The organism is Streptomyces swartbergensis (assembly GCF_002148965.1).
Classification (GTDB): domain Bacteria; phylum Actinomycetota; class Actinomycetes; order Streptomycetales; family Streptomycetaceae; genus Streptomyces; species Streptomyces swartbergensis.
On record NZ_NGFN01000101.1, the window covers coordinates 1 to 24,410 of the forward strand.

Below are 24,410 nucleotides of genomic sequence, written 5' to 3' on the forward strand. Positions count from 1 at the left end.
GCCCCAGCCCTGAGGCATGATCGACCCATGACGACCCCCGTCCCACCCGGTCCGGCCGGCGAGCCCGGCGCCGCAGGCCGACGCGGCGCTCCCATCCGGGTGCTCATCGCGGACGACCAGGACATGATCCGCACCGGATTCCGGTTCTTCCTCGACGCCCAGCCGGACATCACCGTGGTCGCCGAGGCCCGCGACGGCGAGGAGGCCGTGGCGCTGGCCCGCCGCGAGCGGCCGGACGTGTGCCTGCTGGACATCCGGATGCCGAAGCTGGACGGGCTGGAGGCGACGCGGCTGCTGGCCGGACCGGACGTCGCCGACCCGATGCGGGTGGTCGTGGTGACCACGTTCGACCTCGACGAGTACGTGTACGGCGCGCTGCGCGGCGGCGCCTGCGGTTTCCTGCTCAAGGACTCCGGGCCGACCCTCCTGGCGGAGGCCGTCCGGGCCGCCGCCGCGGGCGACTCGCTGGTCTCCCCGTCGGTCACGGTCCGGCTGCTCAAGCACGTCACCGCGCCGACGGCCGCCGACACCGCGCCACGGCCGGCGCCCCCTGCTCCGATGCAGGAGCCCCTGACCGAGCGCGAGCTGGACGTGGTCCGCCTGGTCGCCCTCGGCCGGACCAACGCCGAGATCGCGGCCGGACTGTACGTCTCCCTCTCCACGGTCAAGACGCACCTGTCCAGCGTCCAGCTGAAACTGGCCGCCCGGAACCGCGTCGAGATCGCGGCCTGGGCCTGGCAGAACGGGCACGCCCGGGCCGGAACGTGAGGCGTCCGCGCCACGGCACCGGAACGCCGCAGCGCCCCGGGCGGCGCTCACCCGAACAGTCCGGTGCCGGTGGTGGGCCTTCGGTGCCGGTGGTGCCCTGAGGACACGCGTCACCTTCCCAGGAGGCACTCCCGATGACCCGTCGTCCGTACCGGCTCGTCCGCGTTCTCTCCTCCGCCCTGGCGGCAGGCACGCTGCTGACCACCGCAGCATGCTCGGACGACGGCGGCACGGACGGTTCGCGCGTCTCGGGCGTCGCCGCGTCACAGGCCGCCGGGAAGCGGCAGACCCCCTCTCCCACCGCCACCCTCACCACGGACCGGGCCCGCACCGCGCTGATCACCGAGGCGGACATCGAGGACGACTGGACCCAGGTCAAGGACACGGAGGCCGACAACTGGCACGACAGCCTGCTCATCGGCAGGGTCGACGTCTCCGACTTCCTCACCGCCAAGGCCCAGGCCGCCGACTGCCAGCGCCTCCTCGACTCCCTCTTCGACGACGATCTGCTGGGCAGGCCGTCCGGAGCGTCCGAGCTGCGCGGCTTCGAGCAGGGCGACTCGCGCCTGCTGTACCAGGTCGCCTCCTACGAACGGACCGACCCGCAGGACTCCCTGAACTGGATGGCGAACCTGCCGGAGAAGTGCGACCAGTTCACCGTCACCGACGACGGCGAACAGCGCACCGTCCAGGTCGTCGAGAACACGCCGCCCGGCGTGGGCGACGCCCGTGAGGGCCTGCGCGTGACGGTGCGGGGCAGGACCGGGGGCACGGAGGCCACGCTGACCCTGGACGTCGCCGCCGTACGCGTCGGCGACGACGCGATCACCGTCACGGCGGGCGGGCTCGACGGGGACGAGAACGACTCCGTCGAGCAGGCGGCGCGGCTCGGCACCCAGCGCCTGAAGGACGTGCTGGCCGGCAAGACGCCCTCCCCGAACCCCGGCGAGGTCCAGTAACACGGTCCGCGGCTCTCCCCCGCCGCGCACCGACGGCCCCGCCGGCTCTGCCGATTCCCGGGACAGCGTGATCATCGGAACGGCACAATGGCGGCGATGACCGGTCCCGGTCGCTCGTGCGAGGAGAGGAAGAGACGTGAGTGAGAGCCACACCCCGCCGAGCGGCTCGGCGAGGCTGAACACCGGTGTGGCGCACAACGCGCGCGTGTGGAACTACTGGATCGGCGGCAAGGACAACTACGAGGTCGACCAGCAGGTCGGCGAGCACGTGGCCGGCATGTTCCCGATCATCCGGGACATCGCCCGGGCGGACCGGGACTTCCTGGGCCGGGCCGTGTCGTTCCTGGCCGGCGAGCGCGGAGTGCGGCAGTTCCTCGACATCGGCACGGGGCTGCCGACGGCGGACAACACCCACGAGATCGCCCAGCGGCTCGCGCCCGACTCACGGATCGTCTACGTCGACAACGACCCGATCGTGCTGGTGCACGCCCGCACCCTGCTGACCGGCACCCACGACGGCGTCACGGCCTACATCGACGCCGACGTGCACGACCCGGACGCCATCCTCGAACGGGCCGGGCACACGCTCGACCTCACCCGCCCCGTCGCCGTCATGATGCTGGGCATCCTGAACTTCGTCCTGGACACGGACAAGGCGCGGGACATCGTGCGCCGCGTGATGGCCGCGGTCCCCTCCGGCAGCTTCCTCGTCCTCACCCACCCGACCTTCGACGACGACCTCGGCGGCGCGGGGCAGATCCCGGCCATGAAGTTCTGGAACGAGAACGCCACTCCCCCGATCACCGCCCGCAGCGGCGCGGACATCGCCGCGTTCTTCGACGGTCTGGAGCTGCTCGAGCCGGGCATGGTGTCGTGCGGGCAGTGGCGTGCCGACGCCGGCTCGGCCGTGCTGGTACCGCAGTACGGCGCGGTGGCCGTGAAGCCCTGACGCGGGGTGCCCACCCCGTCGAGGAGGACGTATGACGACCCTGGCCGATCCCGTGCCCGGCGGCCGTCCCGGTGATGTGGAGCGGGCCACCGCGCTGAGCGGCGAGCTGTCCGGGCGGGGTGTGCACGGTGTGGTGCTGTCCTACGTCGACACCGCGGGGATCGGCAGGGTGAAGACCGTCCCGACGGCCCGGCTCGCCTCCGCCGCGGCCTGGGGTGTCGGCATGTCCCCGGTGTTCGACACGTTCCTGGCGAACGACTCCATCGTCACCACCGACGTCCTCGGCTCCCCCGACGGCGATCTGCGGCTCTACCCCGACCTCGACCAGCTCGTGGTGCTGGCCGGGCAGCCCGGCTGGGCGTGGGCGCCGGTGGACCGGGTCACGCAGGACGGGGAGCGGCATCCCGGCTGCGCGCGCACGTTCCTGCGCCGCGTCGTCACCGAGGCGGCCGAGCGGCACGGCCTGACGTTCAAGACGGCCGTGGAGGTCGAGTGGACCGTGGCCCGCGGGGACGCGCCGGGCGACGCGTTCGTGCCCGCGACGACCGGCCCGGCGTACGGGGCCGCGCGGCAGGTCGAGCTCGGTGACTACACCGCGGACCTGCTGGCGGCGTGCGCGGCCCAGGGGCTCGACGTGGAGCAGGTCCATCCCGAGTACGCGGCCGGGCAGTTCGAGATCTCGGTGGGTGCCGTCGACCCGGTGGCGGCGGCCGACCGCAGCGTGCTGGTGCGGCAGACGGTCCGCGCGGTGGCCCAGCGGCACGGGCTGCGCGTCTCGTTCGCCCCGGCCGTCGTGGGGCAGGGCGTCGGCAACGGCGGGCACGTCCATCTCTCCGCCTGGCGCGGCGGGGTCAATCTGCACTCCGGGGGCGAGGGCCGGTACGGCATGACGGCCGAGGCGGAGTCGTTCACGGCCGGTCTCCTCGCCCACCTGCCCGCTCTCACGGCCGTCACCGCGCCGAGCCCCGCCAGCTATCTGCGGCTCAGGCCCTCCCAGTGGGCGGGGGTGTTCACCGCCTGGGGCCGCGAGACCCGGGAGACCGCCCTGCGTGTCATCACCGGCACCGCGGGCCTGCGCGACCAGGCGGCGAACCTGGAGATCAAGCCCGTCGACCTGGCCGCCAACCCCTACCTCGCGATCGGCTGCCTGATCGCCGCCGGGCTGGACGGCATGGCCTCGTCCGCCACTCTGCCCGAGGAGACCACCGGGGATCCGGCACGGCTGGGCGAGGCGGAGGCGGCGGCCCGGGGCGTACGGCGGCTGCCGGTCTCGCTGGAGCAGGCCGTCGAGGAGTTCCGCGAGGACGGTGCGCTGCGGGCCGTCCTCGGCCCGGTCCTGGCCGACGCGGTGATCGCCGTACGGCGGGGAGAGCTGGCGTCCGTCGCCGGGTTGGACGACGACCAGGTGGCGGCGGCGTACCGGTGGAAGTACTGACGTGGGCGCGGTCCGCGAGGCGCTCGACGCGCTGAGCCTGGTCGACCACCACTGCCACGGCACGGTGGCCGCCGATCTCGACCGGGAGGCCTTCGAACCGCTCCTGACGGAGGGCGACGCGTGGCCGGGCGTCTCGCCCTTCGACAGCCCCGTGGGCGTGGCCGTGCGCCGCCACTGCGCTCCCCTGCTGGACCTGCCGCGGCACGCTCCCGTCGAGCAGTACCTGGCCCGGCGTTCGGAGCTCGGCCAGCACGAGGTGCAGCGGCGCTTCCTGCGCGCCTCGGGCACGGACGTCTTCTGCGTCGACACCGGTTACGCCCCCGACCGGCTCACCACCCCGCGCGAGATCGCCGAGGCCGCGGGCGGCTCCGCGTACGAGGTCGTGCGGCTGGAGAGCGTCGCCGAGTCGGTGCGCGCCGCGGGGGTCGAGCCGGACGCCTACGCGGACGCCTTCCGCGCGGCGGCGATGGACACCGTACGGCAACCCGGCGTGGTGGCCGTGAAGTCGGTGGCGGCCTACCGCACCGGCTTCGACCTGGACCCGGCCCGCCCCTCGGACGCGGAGGTCACCGGCGCCGCCCGGCACTGGACGGCCCGCGGCGGCCGCCTGGACGACCCGGTCCTGGTGCGGCACCTGCTGTGGACCGCCGTCGACCTCGGCCTGCCGCTCCAGTTGCACACCGGGTTCGGCGACAACGACATCCGGCTGCACCGGGCCGACCCGGCCCGCCTCACGGACTGGCTGCACCTGGCCGCCGGGACGATCCCGGTCCTGCTGCTGCACTGCTGGCCCTACCAGCGGCAGGCCGCGTACCTCTCGGCGGTCTTCGAGCAGGTGTATCTCGACGTCGGCCTCACCCTTCACCATGTCGGCCCCGCCCGGGCCGGTGCGGTCCTGGCGGAGGCCCTGGAGATCACACCGTTCCGCAAACTGCTGTACAGCTCCGACGCCTATGGTGTGCCCGAGTTCTTCCACCTCGGGGCGCTCGCCTTCCGGCAGGGCCTGGCGGAGCTGCTCCAGGAACGGGTGGACGCCGACGAGCTGTCCCTGCCGGACGCGCTGCGGATCGCCCGCTGGGCGGGCCGGGACAACGCCCGGCGGGTCTACCGGTTCCCGGACGACTCCCCGGGAGGCGGTTGAACGGCGTGGGGACGGTCACAGTTCCTCCCGAGCGGCTATCCAGGAAGTCCGAACGGCTGAAAGTATGATCAAGCGATGTCTGACATGACCGAAACCACGCCCGGCTGGCTGTCCTCCGACGAACTGGAGATGACACGCGCCCGCATGCCGATCCTGTACGTCGACGCCGTCCCGGTCCGTGTCGACGGCAGCGGCGAAGTCACGAGTGTCGGTGTGCTGCTGCGCATGGGGCCCGACGGAACGGTCAGCCGGACGCTGGTCTCCGGCCGTGTGCTGCACCACGAACGCGTCCGCGACGCCCTGCTGCGCCACCTGGAGAAGGACCTCGGCCCGGTCGCGCTGCCCCACGTCCCGCCGTCGCTCCAGCCGTTCACGGTCGCGGAGTACTTCCCGACGCAGGGCGTCACGCCGTACCACGACCCCCGTCAGCACGCGGTGTCCCTCGCCTACATCGTGCCGGTGACGGGCGACTGCCGACCCCGGCAGGACGCGCTGGACCTGGTGTGGTTCAGCCCGCGGGAGGCCGTCTCGGAGGCGGTGCAGAGCGAGATGCCGGGCGGCCACGGGGTGCTGCTCAAGCAGGCGCTGGCCCATGCGGGCTGCGTGATCTGACGGGTGCGGGCCATCACCGGGGGGTGAGCTGATGCGGCTTCCCGACATGCCGCTGCACGACCCGTTCGTCGTCGCCGACGAACCGACGCGCACCTACCACCTCTACACGTCCAACGACCCTTCGGTGTCGGGCGTGGACGGCACCGGCACGATGGTCTACCGCAGCCACGACCTGCACGACTGGACGCGCCCCGTCGTGGTGTTCCTGACCGCCGAGCAGGAGGGCATCTGGGCGACCGACGGCGCGTGGGCGCCGGAGGTGCACTCCTGGGACGGCAGGTACTACCTCTTCACCACGCTGCACAACGCGGACCGACCGCTCCCGGTCCCGCCGCCCAACCCGTGGGGTGTCCCGTTCCGGACCCCGACCCATATGCGCGGCACGGTCACGGCCGTCTCCGACTCGCTGCTCGGCCCGTTCACCGTGCTCGACCCGGCACGCCCCGTCCCGCCCGAGCACCTCATGACCCTCGACGGCACGCTGTACGTCGACCCGTCCGGGCAGCCCTGGATGGTGTACGCGCACGAGTGGCTCCAGACCATCGACGGAACGATGGAGGCGATCCGCCTGACCCCCGACCTGTCCCGGACGGTCGGCGACCCGGTGTACCTCTTCAAGGCCTCGGACGCGCCCTGGACCGCCGAGCAGATCCCCGCGGGCGTACCGCACCAGCTGCCGCCCTACATCACCGACGGCCCCCAGCTGTACCGCACGCCTGACGGGTCCCTGCTCATGCTGTGGTCGACCTACGAGAAGAACACGGCCGGCCAGGACGGCACCGTCAGCGGCGGCTACGTGCAGACGTACGCCGTATCCAGATCCGGCGACATCCAGGGCCCATGGCGGCAGCACCGGCCGCTGGTCCGCGACGACAGCGGCCACGGCATGCTGTTCCACACCTTCGACGGCCGCCTGATGATGATCCTCCACCGGCCCTTCGAGAACGCCCGCGGGAAGCTGTACGAGATGGAGCTGCGCGGTCACGAGCTGGAGGTACGGCGCCGACGCGACGACCTGGACGGCGGCGGCTGACCCCCGCCCGGTGGCTGCCCCGAACGCAGCCAGCGGGTCTGCCGATATCGGCAGACCCGCTGGTCGACTCTGTCGGGACGACAGGATTTGAACCTGCGACCCCTTGACCCCCAGAAGCTGAAACCCCGTCCAGCGGGTCCAGCGAGTCCACGGAGTCCGGGAAACGTCCAGGTCACAGGCCTCGCCTGCCGGAACGTGTGAGACGGTCTGTGAGAAATGTGTGAGACGGTGCAGGGGGCCAGGATGGGCGCGGGGAACGCCCCGGCCCTGCTCATCTCGGCCTGTCAAGGCAACCAGCTCGCAGCCTACGGTCTGCGCAACGGCCTTTTCACCCCGACGCTGCTCCAGGTCTGAAATGGCGGCAACGCGGGCGGGTGCAAAGCGTTTCACCGCGAGATCCTCAAGCAGATACCGGCCAACCAGAGCCCGAACTTCTTCGTGACCGTCCGCACCAACAACCGGTTCATCCGGCAGCGGCCCCTCACGATCTGAGGCAGTTCGCTCAAGGGGCGTCCGTGACAGGACGCCCCTTCTACGTGCGCAGTGGCGGGTGCCGGCGATCCGAGGTGTGATGGCTAGACGATGGCTTGGCGTCCCGGTCCTGGAAAGCTTCGTCGCATTGCCCACCAGCACGATCGGCGGCGGGGCCGACCTCTCCCACGCTCGGAAGGCGCAGGCGTCCGTCATGGTCAGTGGGCGGGTTTGGTAGCCGCCAGCCTGCCAGGGATGGCTGCTCTGCTCGCGCTTCTCTTCACCTGGATGCAGGTTTCCCAGACGGGCAAGGAGTTGCAGATTATCGAGCGCGGCCAGGTCACCGGCAGATACAACGCTGCCGTGGACAACCTCGGCTCTGCATCTCTTGACGAGCGCCTGGGTGGGATTTATGCACTAGAACAGATCATGCAGGACTCTGCACGTGATAGGCGCAGTATCGTTGCGGTGCTTACCGCGTATGCCCGACAGCATGCTCCTGTGACTCGCGATCGCAGCGAGCGGGAGGAGACATTCCCCAAGCCGGATATTCAAGCGGTAATGGACATACTGGGTAGCCGTGAATATCCCGAGCGCACACGGGAGCCAGTAGACCTTAGAGGCACCTCGATGCGCTCCGTGGAGTTGGTTCCACAGACCCCTGCCAAATTCGTCTACCTGCGCGGCGCTCGGTTGGACGGTGCTGATCTGCGCGGTTCGTATGTGGAGAAGGCGGATTTGCGGGATGCCGTACTGAATGACGCAAATTTGTCCGGCGACGTATGGCTGTGGGAGTCTGATCTTACGGATGCGTATGTGAATGATGCCGACCTCTCTGGAGTTGAACTCTCTACGACAGCAGTTCGCGGCACAGACTTCGCCTTCTCGAAGCTGGAGGGGGCGATGCTGTGCTCCAGGGGGATTCACCCACCCCAGATCTGCGATATGACCGGGACCAGGTTCTCACAGGCGAACCTGACCGGTGCGACACTGGAAGACGCCGATCTGCGCAACGCTTGGCTCTGTCCCGAACCCGGAGACGAGGATCTCGGGGGTTGCCCGAAACTGACAGATGCGGTGCTCAGTGGGGCTAACCTTCAAGATGTCCTACTATCAGGGGCAGATCTGCGAGGTGCGAAGCTGAACGGCGCTGATCTGCGGAATGCCGATCTCAGCAGCGCGGATCTGAGGGACGCCGACCTCACCGGAGCGAAAACAGCAGGGGCAATCCTCGAGAAGGCCAAGGTCGCGGGGTGTAAAGGCTGTCCGTCACCTGATTAGATCGCCCGGGAGGCGGAGCAGCCCCCGCCACTCGCGGGCGGCCGGCGTATCACTGGCAACGCGCGTTAACTCAAACTCCGTGCGTTCGGAACGCTGCGCTGCGATGGCCGGGCAGTGCAAGATGTCTGTAGAGGGAGCTTGTCTGCCCCATCACGACCGGCGAGGAGCCTATGACGCCGGAGATCGATTACGCCGAGCTGTTCGAGGCCACGCCGAGTCCCTACCTGGTACTGGGTCCGGATCTGGTGATCGCTGATGTCAACGCTGCCTATCTACAAGCCGTAGACCGCTGTCGCGACGAATTGATCGGCAACCATCTCTTCGACGCCCTCCCCGCCAACCCTGCGGATGCACGCGGGGACGGCAGGGGTTCCTTTGGCGCATCGCTGCACCGCGTCTTGGTTTCGGGCAAGCCCGACATCATGGCGTTCGTACGCCACGACACGCTCAAGGCGGGCGGCCTTGAGGACTACGGGGAGCGGTGGTGGTCATCCGTGAGCACCACCGTCCTCGGCCGGGACGGATCCTTTAAGTGGATCATCCAGCGGATCGAGGATGTCATTGACTTTGCCCGCTACCGTCCTCGATCACTATTTCGAGCCGCCGCCCCACGGCGGGGCTTTCAACGAGCCAACCACGCAGGCCAGCTCTCCGTTCATTGACCGAAGGACAACAGGACAGGCACGAGAACCGCTCTCCCCTATCGGCGGAACCGTGTTTACCTCCGCTCGCAGGAGAGGTGGACGTTGACTTTTAAGGGCGAAATTTTGTTATAAGCAGAATATGTCGGCATCCACCCAATTCATTACAGCGGTAGCTGCTTGGTGAACTTGACGAAGTGTGCCCAGCTGGCCGGCCGGAGGGCCATGAGCCCCTGCTCTCGGTCCTTGGTGTCTCGGACCCTGACCACTTCAAGGTCGTTGTCGGCGACCTCTACACAGCTGTCATTGGACGTGTACGAGCTGGTGCGCCAGTTCGGCTTCGGCGTCACGTCAAGCCTCCTAGGAGTCGGTTGGTATGCGGTCGAAGTGCTGGATAGCGGCGAAGATGCGGTCTCGGACGGCGGTCCCGTACACCGCGGACTGCTGCAAGAGGGCAAAGGCTTTGGCGTACTGTTCGATCTCTCGGGGCTGCGTGATAGAGAACTCGGCCGAGTACGTTTCGACGAGTACGAGTCGGTCGTCGAACATCGAGAACGAGTTGCCCGGCCAAATGCGCGTGGGCGCGTCGTGCGGGATGATGCCCAAGTTCAGACGGGCGAGACGCATGACTGCTAGCAGTCGGTCGAGCTGCCCCTTCATAACCTCAGGACCGCCGAAGTTGGTGTACAGCGCCTGCTCACCGAGCAGTACGTTGAAGATCCGGTCTCCCTGGTACAGGTACTGCTGTCGTTCCAGGCGCTTTGCTGTGGCAGCCTCTGTGTCGTTGGGGATCTCGAAGAAGTCCACGACCTGCTTGAACGTCTCAGCCGCGTACTCGGCGGTCTGGAGAGTCCCCCACACGAGAGTCGGGTGCCAGATGCGGAAGAGCTTGGTCTTGGCGTAGACCGGCAGGGCCTTGCTCTGGCGCTTCTCCGCTCCTGACGCGAGCTGCCGGCGCCACTCAAGCCAGAGCTCGTCGATGTGGCGGACTGTGGCGATCAGGTCATCGATCTGGTCTGGCCGCTCGGTCTTGGTGCACCAGACACGGATGTCGTCCTCGCTGGCGTTCTGCTTCCCGTTCTCGATCCGGGAAACCTTGGACTCCTGCCACCCAGTGGCATGCGCGAATGCCCGGCCGCTCGCAAAGCCCGCATCCTTGCGGAACCCGCGAAGCCGGGCACCCAGCGCCTCTCGTGCTTCTTGTGCTTGGTTGCTCACGGATGGGTCAGGGCTTGTACTCGGCGTGTGGGATGGCCATGGTCCAGAACATGTCCCGCAGGCGGATACATTCGGCCACGGTGGCGGGGTCCTCGACGATCTCTGACCCGAGTACCCGGCCTTCAGGGTCAAAGTGCCCCACGGCGAGCAGCCGATCGTCGTATAGCCACCAGTCGTTCCCCTGCAGCGGGAAGGTGACGCCCTCGGGCAGTCGGTGCCGGGGGAGCCAGCGGATGTCCTCGCCGATTTCGATGTTGAGGTGCGTCAGCGAGTGTTCCCAGGTGACGTACTTGCTGTGCGGTTCAGTCACCACCCGGACACGGCGCACGGTCTTCCTCTCACCCGTGACGCGCTTCATGAGCGTCTTCCAGTCGTCGAGCCAGGCATAGTCATCGGGCTCGCCCCGCTGCCAACGGGCGTACGGCGTGTCCTCGATGGGAGACCCGTAATCGTCCCGCAGCTCCAGGTGGAAGGCGTCGCGTTCGAACTGGTTGAACAGCGCGTCGCGTTCAGCGGGAGTGATCAGGTCCACTGTCTTCCTCCAGTAGGGCCGTGATCGAGGACTTGGGGACCTCGATGCAGGTCTCATAGTCGGGCATGCGCATCTGGCTCAGGGCTTCAGGGTTGTGCATCTGCGGGCCTTGAAGGACACACGTTCCCTGCTCGGTGACAAGCATGATCGGGTCGGTGAACTGCTTGATGTCGCCGGATGCTTGGCCGTCTTTGGTCAGGTGCTCGAACAGCTCGGTCGGTACCTCGATGACAGTCTGTCCTTCCGGCACGTCAAGCTGCATGAGCAACTCGTTGGCGTACACCTTCCAGCCTTGGATGACGTAGCTGTCCTGGTCACTGGCGTACAGGGTGGGGCTGTCTCCAGGGGTGGAGTTCTTCCCCAGGAACCGTAGCTGCATGGCTGCTCTCCCGTCCGCTGCCTTGCGCCTGTTTGCGCGACACGTTGATGGTCGCGACCCAGTTCGAGCTCGTCAATCTACTTGCTGCAAACTCGCGCAATCTACTTGGGACTTGGGCCTTGGCCGCTCTACGTTCGGTTCTGACCCGAGCAACCGAGGAGTCCGCCGCCAGGGGCGGCACCGAGGGAGAGGTGCGTGGTGGCCGGCGTAACCCGAGGACCTGACACGACCAGCGTCGACAGCTTGCCCATCGATGTGGAGCTCATCTCAGACAGCACGAATGCCGCGCTGCGGATGGAGCTGAGCACGTCGACCCGCGAGGCCATCGACACGAGAACAACGGTCATCATCGGCCAGCTGAACTTGCTCCTGGGTGAGGAGCTGGGAGCCGACGATGACCCTGAGGTCAAGGGCGTGTTCCGCAAGGCGCATCAGCTGCTTGATCTGTCGTCGCGGCCCACCAGGCAGACGCCAAGCTTCTCCGCGTTCTTCTACATGCGCGACGTCGCCAGCCTGACCCGACGCCTGCTGTGGGTCTATGCCGAGAGGACGGGGACCGATGTCGCCTAAGTCCCGCGGGTCACACAGACGACCGCTCGGGTGGCGTCAGTGGGTACTCCAGGGCTTCATGATCCTGGCCGCCTCGTTGGTCGGGACCGCGCTGTGGGCGGTGAACCGGTGACCAACCCTGGCACTCACCATCCAGGGACTCCCCTGATTGCCCGCGTACTCCTTACTGATGCCACAAATCGCGTGCTCATCGTCCACACCATAGGCAGCGTTCCCCGCTGGATTCTTCCCGGAGGCCTTGTCGACGCCCAGGAGTCACCCCGTGCTGCGGCTCGTCGCGAGGTTCAGGAAGAACTCGGGCTGGATGTCGAGGTAGGTCCGCTCCTGACACAGGAGTGGACGCCACCGCGCACCCCCGGCCGGCGTGCCCGGCTGACCTTCTACTTCACTGGTCCGCAGCTCAGCCACGAGGACGTGGCCCGTATCGCCCTTCAGGAAACGGAAGTTGACGCTATGGCGTGGGCGGAGCGTGACAGGGCCCGGGAGCTGCTGCCGACCACCGTCGCTCTCCACGTCGGTGGGCCGCTTCATGCCTACAGCGGCTCTACCTACTACTTCGAACACCCACCCCGGAGGGAACATGATCACCTCATTGACTGACCGTCCTCTGCGTATCGGGACGCGCAAGTCGCCGATGGCACTGGCCCAGACGGAACACGTCCGTGCCCTGCTGCACGAGTTGGAACCCGGCCTGACGACCGAGGTCGTGCCCGTGGAGACCGAAGCCGACATGTGGCAGGGCGACCTCGCCCAGCTCGGAGGCAAGGGACTCTTCGTTAAGGCAATCGACGAACGTCTGCAGCGCGGTGAGATCGACATGGCGATCCACTGTCTCAAGGACGTCCCTGGCGATCAGCCACTCCCTCAGGGCCTGGTCTTCGCTGCCATGCTCCCCCGAGACGAGGTTCATGACGTCCTGGTCGTCCCTGAAGGCTCGGAGATCAAGAGCCTCGATGACCTTCCGCCTGGCGCGCTGGTCGGGTCGTCTTCGGTGCGTCGTAAGGCCCAGATCAACCGTGTCCGTCCAGACCTTCAGGTTGTCCGTGTGCGCGGCACCGTCGGCACCCGCCTGGACAAGCTGGACGGCAAGAAGAAGATGGACGCCACGCTCGACGCTATGGTTCTGGCCGCCTCAGGCCTTGAACGCCTCGGCGCCGCTGACAGGGCCCGGCAGGTCTTCAGCGTGGATGAGATCCTCCCCGCGGTAGGCGCTGGTGTGCTCGCTCTGGAATGCCGCCAGACCGACACCGACGTCACCAAGCTCCTCGTCCGTCTGAACGACGAGAAGACTCAGACGGAGGCGACCGCGGAGCGCGTCATGCTTCACGGCCTGCGCGGCCACTGCAACTCCCCCATCGCCGGCTACTGCGTCACCGATCCCGATGGCCAACTATCTCTTCGCGGCATGGTCTTCTCCCGTGACGGCTCAAAGTTCGTCCACGCCCACTATTGGGGCGAAGGACTCAACGACCCCGCGGTCCTGGGCTCCCGCGTCTGCTCTGAGCTACTCCGCCAGGGCGCCCGCGACATCATCGAGGGCATCCCGCACTGAGGCACTTGAGGCGGAGACATGGCCGGGCTTCCCCGTTACGGAAGCCCGGCTGTTCCTGTTTTCGTCACGCCGAGGGTGCGCACTCAGGTGACCGCGCACCCGGAAGTTGTGCGCGAGGTCTGGGCTAGTAGCTCGAAGCGGGGCTAGCGTGCCTTGCATGTCACTCATAATCGACATATTCGCGCCAGCCGTAATCATTGCCGTCATCGTCGGGTCTGTGACTGTCGCTGCTTGGCTCACGAGACGTTGGCCATCATGATGACTCCTGTGTATACCTATCCAGCCCTGCTTTAGCAGGGCCATTCCTGCGTCGATTATTGCTTATTGATAGGAGATTCCATTTTTCGCTATTCTCTATGAGAGAAATGTATCGGAATGAACCCGCTGGGTTTTCGGTACATTTAACTTTTCTATGGTTATTGCAGTTGCCTCACAGAAAGGAGGCGCAGGAAAAACATCCTCTACCATCTCGCTTGCAGCCGGCCTCGCCCGTAAGGGTAAGCGGGTTCTTCTTATCGACATTGACTCTCAGGCCAACAGTAGCAAGGTGCTACTCCCTGAGTATCCACAGATTCAGAAACAGCACACCGTCTTTACCACGATCCTTGAGCGCAACCCACTTCCGCGACACGCAACGAGTGTGCCGAATCTTGAGATTGTCCCCTCCCACATCCTTCTGTCGAATACCGATGCTGAGCTGACGACAGCGATCGATCACCGCGAGGAGCGCCTGAAGCGCCAATTGGACACGATCAAAACCGAGTATGATTACGTCTTCATTGATTGTCCTCCCACCCTTTCGTGGCTCACCATCAATGCGGACAAGGCGATCATCGTTGTGTCCCCTGGGTACTTCGAGCTTGATTCGATCGTTCAGATCACCAAGACGATTCGGGAGGTACGGGGTCTCTTTAACGCCGCTCTTAGCTGGCTTTCTCTTCACCATGGCCGATCCGACCGTCAACAGTAAGACGTCGCTGCGAATTCTTCGCCAGACATACACGAGCTCGGTTCTCAGTACGGCCATTCCTCGAAACACCGACCTGCGCGATGCGCATTTTCAGAAGCGAGACATCTTCTCGTTCAATCCTAAATCGACTGCGGCACTGGCGTACAACAAGCTGATCGCCGAGTTGTTTCATCTATCAGTAAGACCCTAGATACTGATGTGATTACAAGTGAGGGATCCGTCTTCTTCCCTCAGAAACCATCCTCTTCGGCAGTGAAAGTGCACGAATCTGACGGCGTGCCCGACACCGTTGTCTCGGCCTGGGCAGGGCACAGCGACCTGTCCTTCACCAAGAGGGTCTATGTCCACCCTGCCCCGCAGAGCCTCAAGGCAGGCTCGGAGAAGCTCGCCCAGCTTCTCGGCTAGTGCTGTGACTGTATAGGTTCGCTGGGTTGGTGGCTGTGGCTCGACGAGTTCATTGCTCTGCAGGTGACTGATCGATGCCGAGTTTGATCGTGGCAGTATCACCTTTTTTGGGGCGGTACCCGAGAGCTATGCGTATCGTCCCGTCAATGGGGACGACATAGCGTCCGTTGATGGACTCCAACGACGTCGCCCATGTAGCTCCGCCGATCCGTGCCCAGAGCCGGATCCTCATCCGGCCCTGACCGTCGGGCCTGGCGAACTCCTGCAAGCGAGGCATTGTCTCCTCAGGAACGGCGACAAAGTGGCCCACCAGGCCGTAGTTCAAGATTCGGCCACTGACTTGCACCTCGCCGCTGATCTCTAGGAGCCATCTGATCTGAGTCGCCAAGTGTCACACCCCTTTGCTGCCATGTACATCGTGGCAGAGGGATCCGGGAGGGGTCCCGGGGTGCACACGAGCCACGGGCCCAGATGCCCACTCCCCACAACCTGCTTCAGTCTGGCCGTTAGACAGGACACTGTTGGTGAGAAATTGTGAGACGACGCCCCAGAAACGATCAAGGGCCTCAGCTCACATGATGTGATCCAAGGCCCTGAGCTGCGACTACGGAGCGGACTCCCAGTCGGGACGACAGGATTTGAACCTGCGACCCCTTGACCCCCAGTCAAGTGCGCTACCAAGCTGCGCCACGTCCCGTTGCCCGTCTGACCTGGGGATTCCCCCGGCCGAACGCGCAGGGAAACAATACCGCACTCGCGCCGGTGATCGCGCATCCGTTTCCGGGCACCCATCGCTTGACCTCAACATTGGTTGAGGTTGCACGCTCGTGCACATGACGAACGCGACGGACATGACACACACGTACGCCGACCTGCCGGCGCTCATGGGCTTGATGACCGGCGACGAGAAGCACGGCCCGGCCGCGACGTCCACGCTGGACGTGCTGTGGGTGCTGTACGACCGGGTGCTGCGGGTGAGCCCGGAGCGGATGGCCGATCCGGAGCGGGACCGGTTCCTACTGTCGAAGGGGCACGGGCCGATGGCGTACTACGCCGTGCTGGCCGCCAAGGGCTTCGTGCCGGTGGAGTGGCTGCCCGGCTTCGGCTCGTACGACTCCCCCCTCGGCCACCATCCCGACCGCACGCTCGTGCCCGGCGCCGAGATCGGCAGCGGATCGCTCGGGCACGGGCTGCCGATCGCCGTCGGGACGGCACTGGGGCTGCGCGCCCAGGGGCTCGACGAGCCGCGGGTGTGGGCGCTGATCGGGGACGCCGAGCTGGACGAGGGCAGCAACCACGAGGCGATCGCCTTCGCCGGGCCCGCCGGGCTCGACCGGCTGCACACCGTCGTCGTCGACAACTCCTCCGCGACGTACGCGCGGCCCGGCGGGATCGCCGCCCGCTTCGAGGCGGCGGGCTGGTCCGCGCTGACCGTCGACGGCCGTGACCACGAGGCGCTGTACGCCGCCTTCACCGCACCGCACCCGGGCCGCCCGCACGTGGTCGTGGCCCGGGTCGAGCCCAAGTCCGCCTGATCTCCCCGCCGGAAGGAACCAGAACTCCATGGACACCATGCGTGACCGTTTCGCCCCTGTCGTCTCCCGGCTGCTCGACGAGGATCCCCGCGTCGCCGTGGTCCTGGCCGAGATCGGCGTGGACGGCTTCGCCGAGGCCGCCCGCCGCCATCCCGACCGGGTCGTCAACGTCGGCATCCGCGAGCAGCTCCTGGTCGGGGCGGCGGCCGGGCTGGCGCTGACCGGGATGCGGCCCGTCGTGCACACCTTCGCCAGCTTTCTCGTCGAGCGGCCCTTCGAGCAGGTCAAGCTGGATCTCGGGCACCAGGACGCGGGCGCGGTGCTGGTGAGCGCCGCCGCCTCCTTCGACTGGCCGGCGGGCGGCTACACCCACATGGCGCCGGGCGATGTGGCGCTGCTCGACACCCTGGACGGCTGGACCGTCCATGTGCCGGGCCACCCGGACGAGGCAGAGACGCTGCTGCGGCACGCGGTCGCCGCGGGCGACGACAAGGTGTACGTGCGGCTGTCCCTGCAGTCCAACGGGCGGGCGCTGCCCGTCGACGGGCAGCGTTTCCGCACGGTCCGCGAGGGGCGCTCCGGTGTCGTGGTCGCCGTCGGGCCGATGCTCGACACGGTGCTCGCCGCCACCGAGGGCCTCGACGTCACGGTCCTGTACGCGACCACCGTCCGCCCCTTCGACGGGGAGGCCCTGCGCCGGGCCGCCCGGGCGGCCGGGACGGACGTCGTCCTCGTCGAGCCCTACCTGGCGGGCACTTCGACGGCCACCGCGAACGACGCGCTGTCCGAGGTGCCGCACCGGGTGCTGGGGCTGGGTGTGGGCCGTCGCGAACTGCGGCGGTACGGGCAGGTGGAGGAGCATGTCGCCGCCCACGGCCTCGACGCCCGGTCGCTGCGGGAGCGCATCGGGGGCTTCGTCGGGGCGGCGGTTCCCGCGTGAGACCCCGAGGAGGTCACTCCCCCGCCACGAGGCCCAGGCGGGGGTGTGCCTCCAGGAGCCGGGTCGGGGCGGCCTGGCGCCAGGAGTCGGCCAGGATGTCCCGCAGCTCGCCCTCGTCCTCCAGCGCGTCGAGCCGGGCCCGTACCCAGGCGAACTGCGCCTCGTGGTCGGCGATCCAGAACTTCTCCGGCTCGGCGAGAACCAGTTCGTCCCGCTCCTCCTTGGGGCAGCGCACGGCGATGGACGTCTCATCCTCCGGCAGCGTGGCGAACATCTTTCCCGCGACCCGGAACGTGGGCATGCTCCAGGCGATCTTCTCCGTCGTGTCCGGCAGGGACAGAGCGATACGTCGTACGTCTTCGGCATCCGGCATGGCAGGCACCGTATCGGCTGCCACTGACAATCACCTGGTGAGAGCGGTTGCCGGTACGTGCTTGTAGTAGATCGTCGTCGGCCTCAGCTCCCCGTCGGGGCTCGCCGCGTAGTCGGGGATCGCGCCGATCGCGGTCCAGCCGGCGGACCGGTACAGCCGCTCGGCGGGGCTGCCGGTCTCGGTGTCCAGGTGGAGGAGGGTGACGCCGGCCTCGGCGGCGGCGCGCTCCGCCGTGGTCAGGAGCCCGCGTCCGAGGCCACGGCCTCGGGCGTCCCGGTGCACCATGAGCTTGACGAGTTCGGCGCGGTGACGGCTGTTCGGCTTGGCGGGGAAGGCCAGGCTCACGGTGCCCAGCACCCGGTCCCCGTCGTGCGCCGCCCACACGGCGAGCCGTCCCGCTGCCACGTCGGCGGCCCGTTCCTCCCACCAGGCGACGGCCTCGGCACGGTCGAGCGGGGCGAGGAAGCCGACCGAGGCACCGCCGTTCACGGTGTCGGTCAACAGGTCCGCCAACGCCCCGGCGGAGCGGAGCAGTCGAGCCTTGTCCAGACGGATCACGGCCGCACCACCGCCAGCAGATACCGGACACCCTCGGGACCGGCGCACCGGAACCGGGTCGGGCCCCACACGCGCATGCGCAGGCAGTCGCCGGCACCCAGGTGGTGTTCGGTGTCCTGCGCGGTCACGTCGAGGGCCCCTTCGAGGACCCAGATGTGCTGCTCCAGACCGGCCACGGGCGGACGGTCGTAGGCGATGTCGGCGCCGGGGGTGAGGCGTCCCTCGACGAGTTCGCCGCGCAGGGCCGCGTGGGGCGGTGACACGGATCGCCGTACGAAACCGGAGGCCTGGTCCTGCCAGACGGGCTGGTCGGCGGCGCGCACCACGGGTGCCGGTTCGGCCTCGACCTCGCTGAGCAACTGGGACATGGTCCGCCCGTAGACGGCACACAGACGGTTCAGGAGGGAAGCCGTGGGGCTGATCTCCGCCCGTTCGGCCCGGGACAGCGTGGAGCGGCTCACTCCGCTGCGGTCGGCCAACTCGTCCAGGGAATAGCCGTGTTCGGTCCGCAGCGCGGCCAGGCGGGCGCCCAGCCGGGTGTCGACCGGGTCCGTGTCGTCGCTTCTCACATGTGGGACGCTATCCCGGATATGAGACGACCGCGTTAACGAGTCCTCACACCTCGGCCGCCGCACCGAGCGCGTCCAGCACCGGGCGGATCAGGGGATGCTCCTCGGCTCCCCGGCGTACGGCGGCGAAGACCCGCCGGGTGGGGGCCGTGCCGTCGACGGGGCGGACGACCACTCCGGCGAGGTCCATGCCGCGCAGCGCCGAGCGCGGCACGAGGGCGACGCCCGCGTCGGCGCAGGCGAGGGCGACGACCGCGCGGAAGTCGTCCGAGGAGTGCTCCATGCGCGGCTGGAAGCCGGCGTTCTCGCAGGCCAGGACGACCACGTCGTGGCAGGGGTTGCCGGGGTACGGGCCGATCCACGCGTCCTTGGCCAGTTCGGCGAGCGGGACCTCCGCCGCGTCGGCCAGACGGTGGGTGACCGGCACGACCGCGTCGAAGGGCTCGGCGTACAGCGGTACGTGGGTCAGTCGCGGGTCGTCGGCGGCCGGGGCGCCCCGGTACTCGACGGCGACGGCGACATCGACCTGCCGGTCCAGCACCATCGGCAGGCTGGCGTCGCCCTCGGCGTCCTGGACGCGGATGCGGATCCCGGGCGCCGACTCGGCGAGGCGGGCCACCGCGGGCGCGACGACCAGGACGATGCCGGTCGCGAAGGAGGCGACCGTGACGGTCCCGGCCGCTCCCGAGCTGTAGGCGGCCAGTTCGGCCTCGGCCCGCTCCAGTTGGGCGAGGACCGCGTTGGTGTGGCTGAGCAGGATCTCGCCGGCGGGGGTGAGGCGTACGCCCTTGGCGCCGCGCTCGACGAGCCGGTGCCCGGTCTCCTGCTCCAGCGCGGCGAGCTGCTGGGACACGGCCGACGGGGTCAGATACAGCGCGGCGGCAGCCGCCGTCACCGTACGGTGGTCGGCCACCGCACGGAGGATGTGGAGCCGCCGCGCTTCGATCATGCGATCGATTCTCTCAGGTCGCCGGTGTTTTTCAGCCGGCCAGCTCCGCCCGTGCCGCCACGAAGGCGTCGACCGCGCGGTTGACGTCCTGCGTCGAGTGCGCGGCCGACAGCTGGACGCGGATCCGGGCCTGGCCCTGCGGCACCACCGGGTACGAGAAGCCGATCACGTACACGCCGCGCTCCAGCAGCAGCTCCGCCATGCGCCCGGCGACCGCCGCGTCACCGATCATCACCGGGGCGATGGCGTGGTCACCGGGGAGCACGTCGAAGCCCTCCTCGGTCATGCGGCCGCGGAAGAGGGCCGTGTTCTCGGTGAGCCGGACGCGCAGGTCGTCCGCCGACTCCAGCAGGTCGAGCACCTTCAGGGAGGCCGCCGCGATCACCGGGGCGAGGGTGTTGGAGAAGAGGTACGGCCGGGAGCGCTGTCGCAGCAGGGCGACGATCTCGGCGCGGGCGGCGACGTAACCGCCGGAGGCGCCGCCGAGCGCCTTGCCGAGGGTGCCGGTGATGATGTCGACGCGGTCCATGACGCCGTGCAGCTCGGGTGTGCCGCGGCCGCCGGGGCCGACGAAGCCGACGGCGTGCGAGTCGTCGACCATGACCATCGCGTCGTAGCGGTCGGCGAGGTCGCAGATCTCGCGCAGCGGGGCGACGTAGCCGTCCATGGAGAAGACGCCGTCGGTGACGATCAGCCGGCGACGCGCGTCGGAGGCCTCCTTCAGCCGGGCCTCCAGCTCGGCCAGGTCACGGTTGGCGTACCGCAGGCGGCGGGCCTTGGACAGCCGGATGCCGTCGATGATCGACGCGTGGTTCAGCGCGTCGGAGATGACCGCGTCCTCGGGACCGAGCAGCGTCTCGAACACGCCGCCGTTGGCGTCGAAGCAGGAGGAGTACAGGATCGTGTCCTCCTGGCCGAGGAACGCCGACAGCCGCGCCTCCAGCTCCTTGTGCACCTCCTGGGTGCCGCAGATGAAGCGCACGGACGCCATGCCGTAGCCCCAGCGGTCCAGGGCCTCGTGGGCGGCGGCGACGACCTCGGGGTGGTCGGCGAGGCCGAGGTAGTTGTTGGCGCAGAAGTTGAGGACCTCGCCCGGTCGGCCGCCGGCGGTGACGTTGACGGTGGCGGACTGCGGGCTGCCGATCACGCGCTCGGGCTTGTGCAGTCCGGCGGCGCGGATCTCGTCGAGGGTGGCGCGCAGGTCGTCGCGCACGGAGTCGAACATGAGGGCTCCTGAAGTGCTTGGCGGTGAGGGGGAGTTACGCGGTCCAGTCGAGGATGACCTTGCCGCCGCGGCCGCTCGCCGCGTCGGCGAACGCCGCCTCGAAGTCGCGGAAGCCGTACCGGCCGGTGATCACGGGCGCGAGGTCGAGGCCGCCTTCCAGCAGCACGGACATCGCGTACCAGGTCTCGAACATCTCGCGTCCGTAGATGCCCTTGACGGTGATCATCGAGGTGACGATCCGGGCCCAGTCGACGGGGAACTCCTGCGCGGGCAGGCCGAGCATCGCGATCCGGCCGCCGTGCGTCATGTTGGCGATCATGTCCCGCATGGCCTCGGGACGGCCGGACATCTCCAGGCCGATGTCGAAGCCCTCGCGCAGGCCGAGCGTGCGCTGCCCGTCGGCGATGGTGGCGCCGGCGACATTGAGCGCCAGGCTGACACCGATCTTGCGGGCCAGTTCCAGCCGCTCCTCGCTGACGTCGGTGATCATGACGTTGCGGGCTCCGGCGTGCCGGGCCACGGCGGCGGCCATCAGGCCGATCGGCCCCGCGCCGGTGATCAGCACGTCCTCGCCGACGAGCGGGAACGACAGCGCGGTGTGCACGGCGTTGCCGAACGGGTCGAAGATCGCGGCCACATCGAGGTCGACGGGCACGCGGTGCACCCAGACGTTGGCGGCGGGCAGGGCCACGTACTCGGCGAACGCCCCGTCCCGGCCCACGCCCAGCCCTATGGTGGCCCGGCACAGATGACGGCGGCCGGCCAGGCAGTTACGGCACTTGCCGCACACCAGATGGCCCTCGCCGCTCACCCGGTCGCCGGCGGCGATGTCGGTGACGTCCCGCCCGGTCTCGACGACCTCGCCGACGAACTCGTGCCCGAGCACGAGCGGGGTGCGGATCGCCTGCCGCGCCCAGCCGTCCCAGGCCCTGATGTGCAGGTCGGTGCCGCAGATACCGGTGCGCAGCACCTTGATCAGTACGTCGCCGGGCCCGACGACCGGCTCCGGGACGTCCGCGAGCCACAGTCCGGGCTCCGCCTTCTGTTTGACCAGCGCCTTCACCGCTACGGCTCCAGGGGGTGAGTCCCGGGTCCGGGCACGCCGAAGGTGCCCCTGGGCCGGGAGAGGAGTGGAATCGCACAGCAATCTGCCGTACGGCGGCCGCACCGGTCCATCGAGGTTTTCTTAAGCGGCGCCTCAGCTTTCCTTCACGCCCGCCCGGGTGCGCCGCGCAAACCCGGGGCGTGTCAGTAGGGCAGCCTGCCGTCCCAGCCCTCCAGCTGCACGACGAGCTGCGCGGCGTGTTCCTTGATGGCCGTCAGGCCCGGCTTCCCCCACGGCCGGGGCCCGACGTCGGCGACGCTGACCGTGCCCAGCACCAGGCCCGTACCGTCGATGAGCGGTGCTCCCAGATAGGAGCGGATACCGAACTCGTCGACCACCGGATTGCCCGCGAACCGCGGATAGTCGTGGACGTCCTCCAGGACCAGGGCTTTGCGTCGCGCCACCACATGGGGGCAGAAACCATGGTCGCGGGGCAGAGTACGGCCCACCCGGGGGCTGGAGCCGTCGCTCCGCACCACCGGCGCGATGGCCGGAACGTACAGCCCCGCGTAGAACTGGCCCCGCTCGTCCGGGAAGTTGACCATGGCGTACGGCGCCCCGGTGAACTCGGCGAGGCGGTGCGCGAAGGCGTCGAGTGCGGGTTCGGGGCGCTCCCCCAGGCCCAGCAGGCGCAGTCGGCCGGCTCGGGCGGGGGCCTCCTTGTCCTCGGGTGTGAGCAGCAGACGACCGGCCGGGCGCGGCGGGTCGTAGCTCATGGGCGTCCTCCCGGACTGTGGGCATGTGTCATATACGGGCTCCCTGGCGGGTGTTGGGGGATCACATGTGGGCGCCATACCCCGTCGTGGGGGCGGGCGCATGGGCGATGAGGTGACGCACGAGGGTCAGCAGGGCCTGGACCCCGGAGCTGGAGATCCGGGCGTCGCAGCACACGACGGGGATCTCCTCGGACAGGTCGAGGGCCGCGCGCACCTCCTCCGGGTCGTAGCGGTAGGCGCCGTCGAACTCGTTCACGGCGACGATGAAGCCGAGGCCGCGCTGTTCGAAGAAGTCGACGGCCGCGAAACACTCCTCGAGGCGGCGGGTGTCGGCGAGGATGACCGCCCCGAGCGCGCCCTCGCACAGCTCGTCCCACATGAACCAGAACCGCTCCTGGCCGGGGGTGCCGAACAGGTACAGCACGTGTTTCGCGTCGAGCGTGATGCGGCCGAAGTCCATGGCCACGGTCGTCTCGACCTTGTTCTCGATGCCGTCGAGGTTGTCGGTCGCGGCACTGACGGTGGTGAGCAGCTCCTCCGTGCTGAGCGGCGCGATCTCGCTGACCGCGCCGACGAAGGTCGTCTTGCCCACGCCGAACCCGCCCGCCACCAGGATCTTGAGGGCGGTGGGGAACGGGTCGCCGCCGTGGCCGGAAGCGTCGGCGTAGTCAGAGCTGTCGTCGTAGTCCATCGAGCACTGCCTCCAGAAGGGCCCGGTCCGTCGGGTTGTGGTGGAACGCGGGGGGCTTGGTGGTCAGCGCCCCGCAGTCGACGAGGTCCGCCAGCAGCACCTTGGTGACGGCCACCGGCAGCTTCAGATGGGCGGCGACCTCCGCGACGGCGACGGGCACACTGCACCGCTCGAGTGCCTGCGCGTGCTCGGGGCCGAGGTAGCCGAGGGGGGTCGCCCCGGTGGCCATCACCTGCGACATGAGGTCGAGCGCGACGGTGGGACGGGTGCGGCCGTTGCTGACCGTGAACGGGCGCACCAGCCGCCCGGCCGCGTCGTCGAGCCAGGGCCCGTCACCGGCCGCCGCCACGCTCAAGGCCTCATCGCCGGGGATTCGACGGACTGCTGGCGGGGAGCGGTGACCAGGTAGGGGCGGACGCTCTTGACCAGCATGGCCATCTCGTAGCCGAGGACGGCCGCGTCGGCCTCGCGGCCGGCGAGCACGGCCAGGCAGGTGCCAGAGCCGGCGGTGGTGACGAACAGCAGGGTCGAGTCGAGTTCGACCACGACCTGCCGGACCTCGCCGCCGTCGCCGAAGCGGACGCCGGCGCTGCGGCCGAGGGAGTACAGGCCGGAGGCCAGGGCGGCCATGTGGTCGGCGCTGTCCGGGTCGAGGCCGTGCACGGACTTCACGAGGCCGTCGCAGGACAGGAGCACCGCGGCGGTCGTGTGCGGTACGCGCTGCACGAGGCCGCTCATCAGCCAGTCGAGATCGGATACATGGGCGGTCGGCGCATCGCTCGCCATGGTGGATCGACTCCTTGGGGTACGAAGGTCTGCGGGAGCGCTGGGGG

The 24,410-nt window shown here is 68.5% G+C and carries 31 protein-coding genes and 1 tRNA gene; 16 read left to right on the forward strand and 16 right to left on the reverse strand.

Going from position 1 to position 24,410, the window contains the following annotated elements; genetic code table 11:
- Positions 1 to 27 precede the first annotated feature (27 nt).
- From CA983_RS17870 to CA983_RS17915, 9 genes are all read left to right on the forward strand, one after another.
- Complete coding sequence (locus tag CA983_RS17870; protein WP_086601903.1) at positions 28 to 768, forward strand: response regulator; 741 nt, start codon at positions 28 to 30, stop codon at positions 766 to 768.
- Between the two features lie 134 nt (positions 769 to 902).
- Positions 903 to 1,727 (forward strand): hypothetical protein, encoded by an 825-nt coding sequence (locus tag CA983_RS17875; protein WP_086601904.1) that lies wholly within the window; start codon positions 903 to 905, stop codon positions 1,725 to 1,727.
- A gap of 136 nt (positions 1,728 to 1,863) precedes the next feature.
- Positions 1,864 to 2,676: an SAM-dependent methyltransferase gene (locus CA983_RS17880; RefSeq protein WP_086601905.1), complete on the forward strand. Its 813-nt coding sequence runs from the start codon at positions 1,864 to 1,866 to the stop codon at positions 2,674 to 2,676.
- 31 nt (positions 2,677 to 2,707) lie between these two features.
- A complete protein-coding gene (locus CA983_RS17885; protein WP_086601906.1) occupies positions 2,708 to 4,111 on the forward strand; it encodes a type I glutamate--ammonia ligase in 1,404 nt (467 codons plus the stop codon).
- 1 nt (position 4,112) lies between these two features.
- Complete coding sequence (locus CA983_RS17890) at positions 4,113 to 5,252, forward strand: amidohydrolase family protein (RefSeq protein ID WP_086601907.1); 1,140 nt, start codon at positions 4,113 to 4,115, stop codon at positions 5,250 to 5,252.
- Between the two features lie 75 nt (positions 5,253 to 5,327).
- The gene (locus tag CA983_RS17895) at positions 5,328 to 5,864 is read left to right on the forward strand and encodes an NUDIX hydrolase family protein (RefSeq protein ID WP_086601908.1); all 537 of its coding nucleotides are present in this window, start codon (positions 5,328 to 5,330) and stop codon (positions 5,862 to 5,864) included.
- A gap of 31 nt (positions 5,865 to 5,895) precedes the next feature.
- On the forward strand, positions 5,896 to 6,897 hold the full coding sequence (locus CA983_RS17900) for a glycoside hydrolase family 43 protein (protein WP_086601909.1): 1,002 nt from the start codon (positions 5,896 to 5,898) through the stop codon (positions 6,895 to 6,897).
- Positions 6,898 to 7,623: 726 nt separating this feature from the next.
- Positions 7,624 to 8,649 (forward strand): pentapeptide repeat-containing protein, encoded by a 1,026-nt coding sequence (locus tag CA983_RS17910; protein ID WP_158101867.1) that lies wholly within the window; start codon positions 7,624 to 7,626, stop codon positions 8,647 to 8,649.
- 170 nt (positions 8,650 to 8,819) lie between these two features.
- Positions 8,820 to 9,311, forward strand: coding sequence for a PAS domain-containing protein (locus tag CA983_RS17915; RefSeq protein WP_086601911.1), 492 nt, complete (start codon positions 8,820 to 8,822; stop codon positions 9,309 to 9,311).
- Between the two features lie 143 nt (positions 9,312 to 9,454).
- Here CA983_RS17915 and CA983_RS17920 read toward each other — a convergent pair whose 3' ends face one another.
- From CA983_RS17920 to CA983_RS17935, 4 genes are read right to left on the reverse strand one after another with little or no spacing between them, the layout of a single operon-like run.
- A complete protein-coding gene (locus CA983_RS17920) occupies positions 9,455 to 9,640 on the reverse strand; it encodes a DUF397 domain-containing protein (RefSeq protein WP_086601912.1) in 186 nt (61 codons plus the stop codon).
- A gap of 10 nt (positions 9,641 to 9,650) precedes the next feature.
- A complete protein-coding gene (locus tag CA983_RS17925; RefSeq protein WP_086601913.1) occupies positions 9,651 to 10,508 on the reverse strand; it encodes a helix-turn-helix domain-containing protein in 858 nt (285 codons plus the stop codon).
- Positions 10,509 to 10,515: 7 nt separating this feature from the next.
- A complete protein-coding gene (locus tag CA983_RS17930; RefSeq protein ID WP_086601914.1) occupies positions 10,516 to 11,040 on the reverse strand; it encodes a DUF6879 family protein in 525 nt (174 codons plus the stop codon).
- Positions 11,018 to 11,419 carry a hypothetical protein gene (locus tag CA983_RS17935; protein WP_086601915.1) on the reverse strand — a complete coding sequence of 134 codons (402 nt, stop codon included), beginning with the start codon at positions 11,417 to 11,419 and terminating at the stop codon, positions 11,018 to 11,020. Before CA983_RS17935 ends, CA983_RS17930 begins: the two co-directional genes overlap by 23 nt.
- Before the next feature lie 243 nt (positions 11,420 to 11,662).
- On the opposite strand from CA983_RS17935, the gene CA983_RS17940 reads away from it, so the two are divergent.
- From CA983_RS17940 to CA983_RS48930, 5 genes are all read left to right on the forward strand, one after another.
- The gene (locus tag CA983_RS17940) at positions 11,663 to 11,989 is read left to right on the forward strand and encodes a hypothetical protein (RefSeq protein WP_244206967.1); all 327 of its coding nucleotides are present in this window, start codon (positions 11,663 to 11,665) and stop codon (positions 11,987 to 11,989) included.
- Positions 11,990 to 12,097: 108 nt separating this feature from the next.
- Positions 12,098 to 12,589 (forward strand): NUDIX domain-containing protein, encoded by a 492-nt coding sequence (locus tag CA983_RS17945; protein ID WP_279628441.1) that lies wholly within the window; start codon positions 12,098 to 12,100, stop codon positions 12,587 to 12,589.
- Positions 12,570 to 13,541 (forward strand): hydroxymethylbilane synthase, encoded by a 972-nt coding sequence (hemC, locus tag CA983_RS17950; RefSeq protein WP_086601917.1) that lies wholly within the window; start codon positions 12,570 to 12,572, stop codon positions 13,539 to 13,541. Before CA983_RS17945 ends, hemC begins: the two co-directional genes overlap by 20 nt.
- 412 nt (positions 13,542 to 13,953) lie before the next feature.
- Positions 13,954 to 14,511: a ParA family protein gene (locus CA983_RS17955; RefSeq protein ID WP_086601918.1), complete on the forward strand. Its 558-nt coding sequence runs from the start codon at positions 13,954 to 13,956 to the stop codon at positions 14,509 to 14,511.
- A 276-nt stretch (positions 14,512 to 14,787) separates the two neighbouring features.
- The gene (locus tag CA983_RS48930; protein ID WP_279628442.1) at positions 14,788 to 14,916 is read left to right on the forward strand and encodes a hypothetical protein; all 129 of its coding nucleotides are present in this window, start codon (positions 14,788 to 14,790) and stop codon (positions 14,914 to 14,916) included.
- A gap of 49 nt (positions 14,917 to 14,965) precedes the next feature.
- Here the strand turns inward: CA983_RS48930 and CA983_RS49530 are convergent, their stop codons facing one another.
- Together CA983_RS49530 and CA983_RS17965 are read right to left on the reverse strand one after the other, a co-directional pair.
- Positions 14,966 to 15,262: a DUF1905 domain-containing protein gene (locus CA983_RS49530; RefSeq protein ID WP_425276455.1), complete on the reverse strand. Its 297-nt coding sequence runs from the start codon at positions 15,260 to 15,262 to the stop codon at positions 14,966 to 14,968.
- Positions 15,263 to 15,539: 277 nt separating this feature from the next.
- Positions 15,540 to 15,613: transfer RNA gene (locus CA983_RS17965), tRNA-Pro, on the reverse strand.
- 136 nt (positions 15,614 to 15,749) lie between these two features.
- Here CA983_RS17965 and CA983_RS17970 point away from each other — a divergent pair.
- On the forward strand, positions 15,750 to 16,451 hold the full coding sequence (locus tag CA983_RS17970) for a thiamine pyrophosphate-dependent enzyme (protein WP_086601920.1): 702 nt from the start codon (positions 15,750 to 15,752) through the stop codon (positions 16,449 to 16,451).
- Between the two features lie 28 nt (positions 16,452 to 16,479).
- Positions 16,480 to 17,391 (forward strand): transketolase family protein, encoded by a 912-nt coding sequence (locus CA983_RS17975; RefSeq protein ID WP_086601921.1) that lies wholly within the window; start codon positions 16,480 to 16,482, stop codon positions 17,389 to 17,391.
- A gap of 13 nt (positions 17,392 to 17,404) precedes the next feature.
- On the opposite strand, the gene CA983_RS17980 is transcribed toward CA983_RS17975, so the two are convergent.
- The 10 genes from CA983_RS17980 to CA983_RS18025 form a co-directional block, all read right to left on the reverse strand.
- Complete coding sequence (locus CA983_RS17980) at positions 17,405 to 17,764, reverse strand: MmcQ/YjbR family DNA-binding protein (protein ID WP_167407394.1); 360 nt, start codon at positions 17,762 to 17,764, stop codon at positions 17,405 to 17,407.
- A gap of 30 nt (positions 17,765 to 17,794) precedes the next feature.
- A complete protein-coding gene (locus tag CA983_RS17985; RefSeq protein WP_086601923.1) occupies positions 17,795 to 18,322 on the reverse strand; it encodes a GNAT family N-acetyltransferase in 528 nt (175 codons plus the stop codon).
- Positions 18,319 to 18,891 (reverse strand): helix-turn-helix domain-containing protein, encoded by a 573-nt coding sequence (locus CA983_RS17990; RefSeq protein ID WP_086601924.1) that lies wholly within the window; start codon positions 18,889 to 18,891, stop codon positions 18,319 to 18,321. Before CA983_RS17990 ends, CA983_RS17985 begins: the two co-directional genes overlap by 4 nt.
- 46 nt (positions 18,892 to 18,937) lie before the next feature.
- Positions 18,938 to 19,840, reverse strand: a complete 903-nt coding sequence (locus tag CA983_RS17995; protein ID WP_086601925.1) for a LysR family transcriptional regulator — start codon at positions 19,838 to 19,840, stop codon at positions 18,938 to 18,940.
- A 31-nt stretch (positions 19,841 to 19,871) separates the two neighbouring features.
- Positions 19,872 to 21,065: a glycine C-acetyltransferase gene (locus CA983_RS18000; RefSeq protein WP_086601926.1), complete on the reverse strand. Its 1,194-nt coding sequence runs from the start codon at positions 21,063 to 21,065 to the stop codon at positions 19,872 to 19,874.
- A gap of 34 nt (positions 21,066 to 21,099) precedes the next feature.
- Positions 21,100 to 22,128, reverse strand: coding sequence for an L-threonine 3-dehydrogenase (gene tdh, locus CA983_RS18005; RefSeq protein ID WP_086601927.1), 1,029 nt, complete (start codon positions 22,126 to 22,128; stop codon positions 21,100 to 21,102).
- Positions 22,129 to 22,313: 185 nt separating this feature from the next.
- On the reverse strand, positions 22,314 to 22,886 hold the full coding sequence (locus CA983_RS18010; RefSeq protein ID WP_086601928.1) for a GAF domain-containing protein: 573 nt from the start codon (positions 22,884 to 22,886) through the stop codon (positions 22,314 to 22,316).
- Between the two features lie 61 nt (positions 22,887 to 22,947).
- Positions 22,948 to 23,577: a GTP-binding protein gene (locus tag CA983_RS18015; RefSeq protein WP_086601929.1), complete on the reverse strand. Its 630-nt coding sequence runs from the start codon at positions 23,575 to 23,577 to the stop codon at positions 22,948 to 22,950.
- A complete protein-coding gene (locus CA983_RS18020; protein WP_010044672.1) occupies positions 23,555 to 23,926 on the reverse strand; it encodes a DUF742 domain-containing protein in 372 nt (123 codons plus the stop codon). Before CA983_RS18020 ends, CA983_RS18015 begins: the two co-directional genes overlap by 23 nt.
- A 2-nt stretch (positions 23,927 to 23,928) precedes the next feature.
- Complete coding sequence (locus CA983_RS18025) at positions 23,929 to 24,363, reverse strand: roadblock/LC7 domain-containing protein (RefSeq protein WP_086601930.1); 435 nt, start codon at positions 24,361 to 24,363, stop codon at positions 23,929 to 23,931.
- Between the last annotated feature and the right edge of the window lie 47 nt (positions 24,364 to 24,410).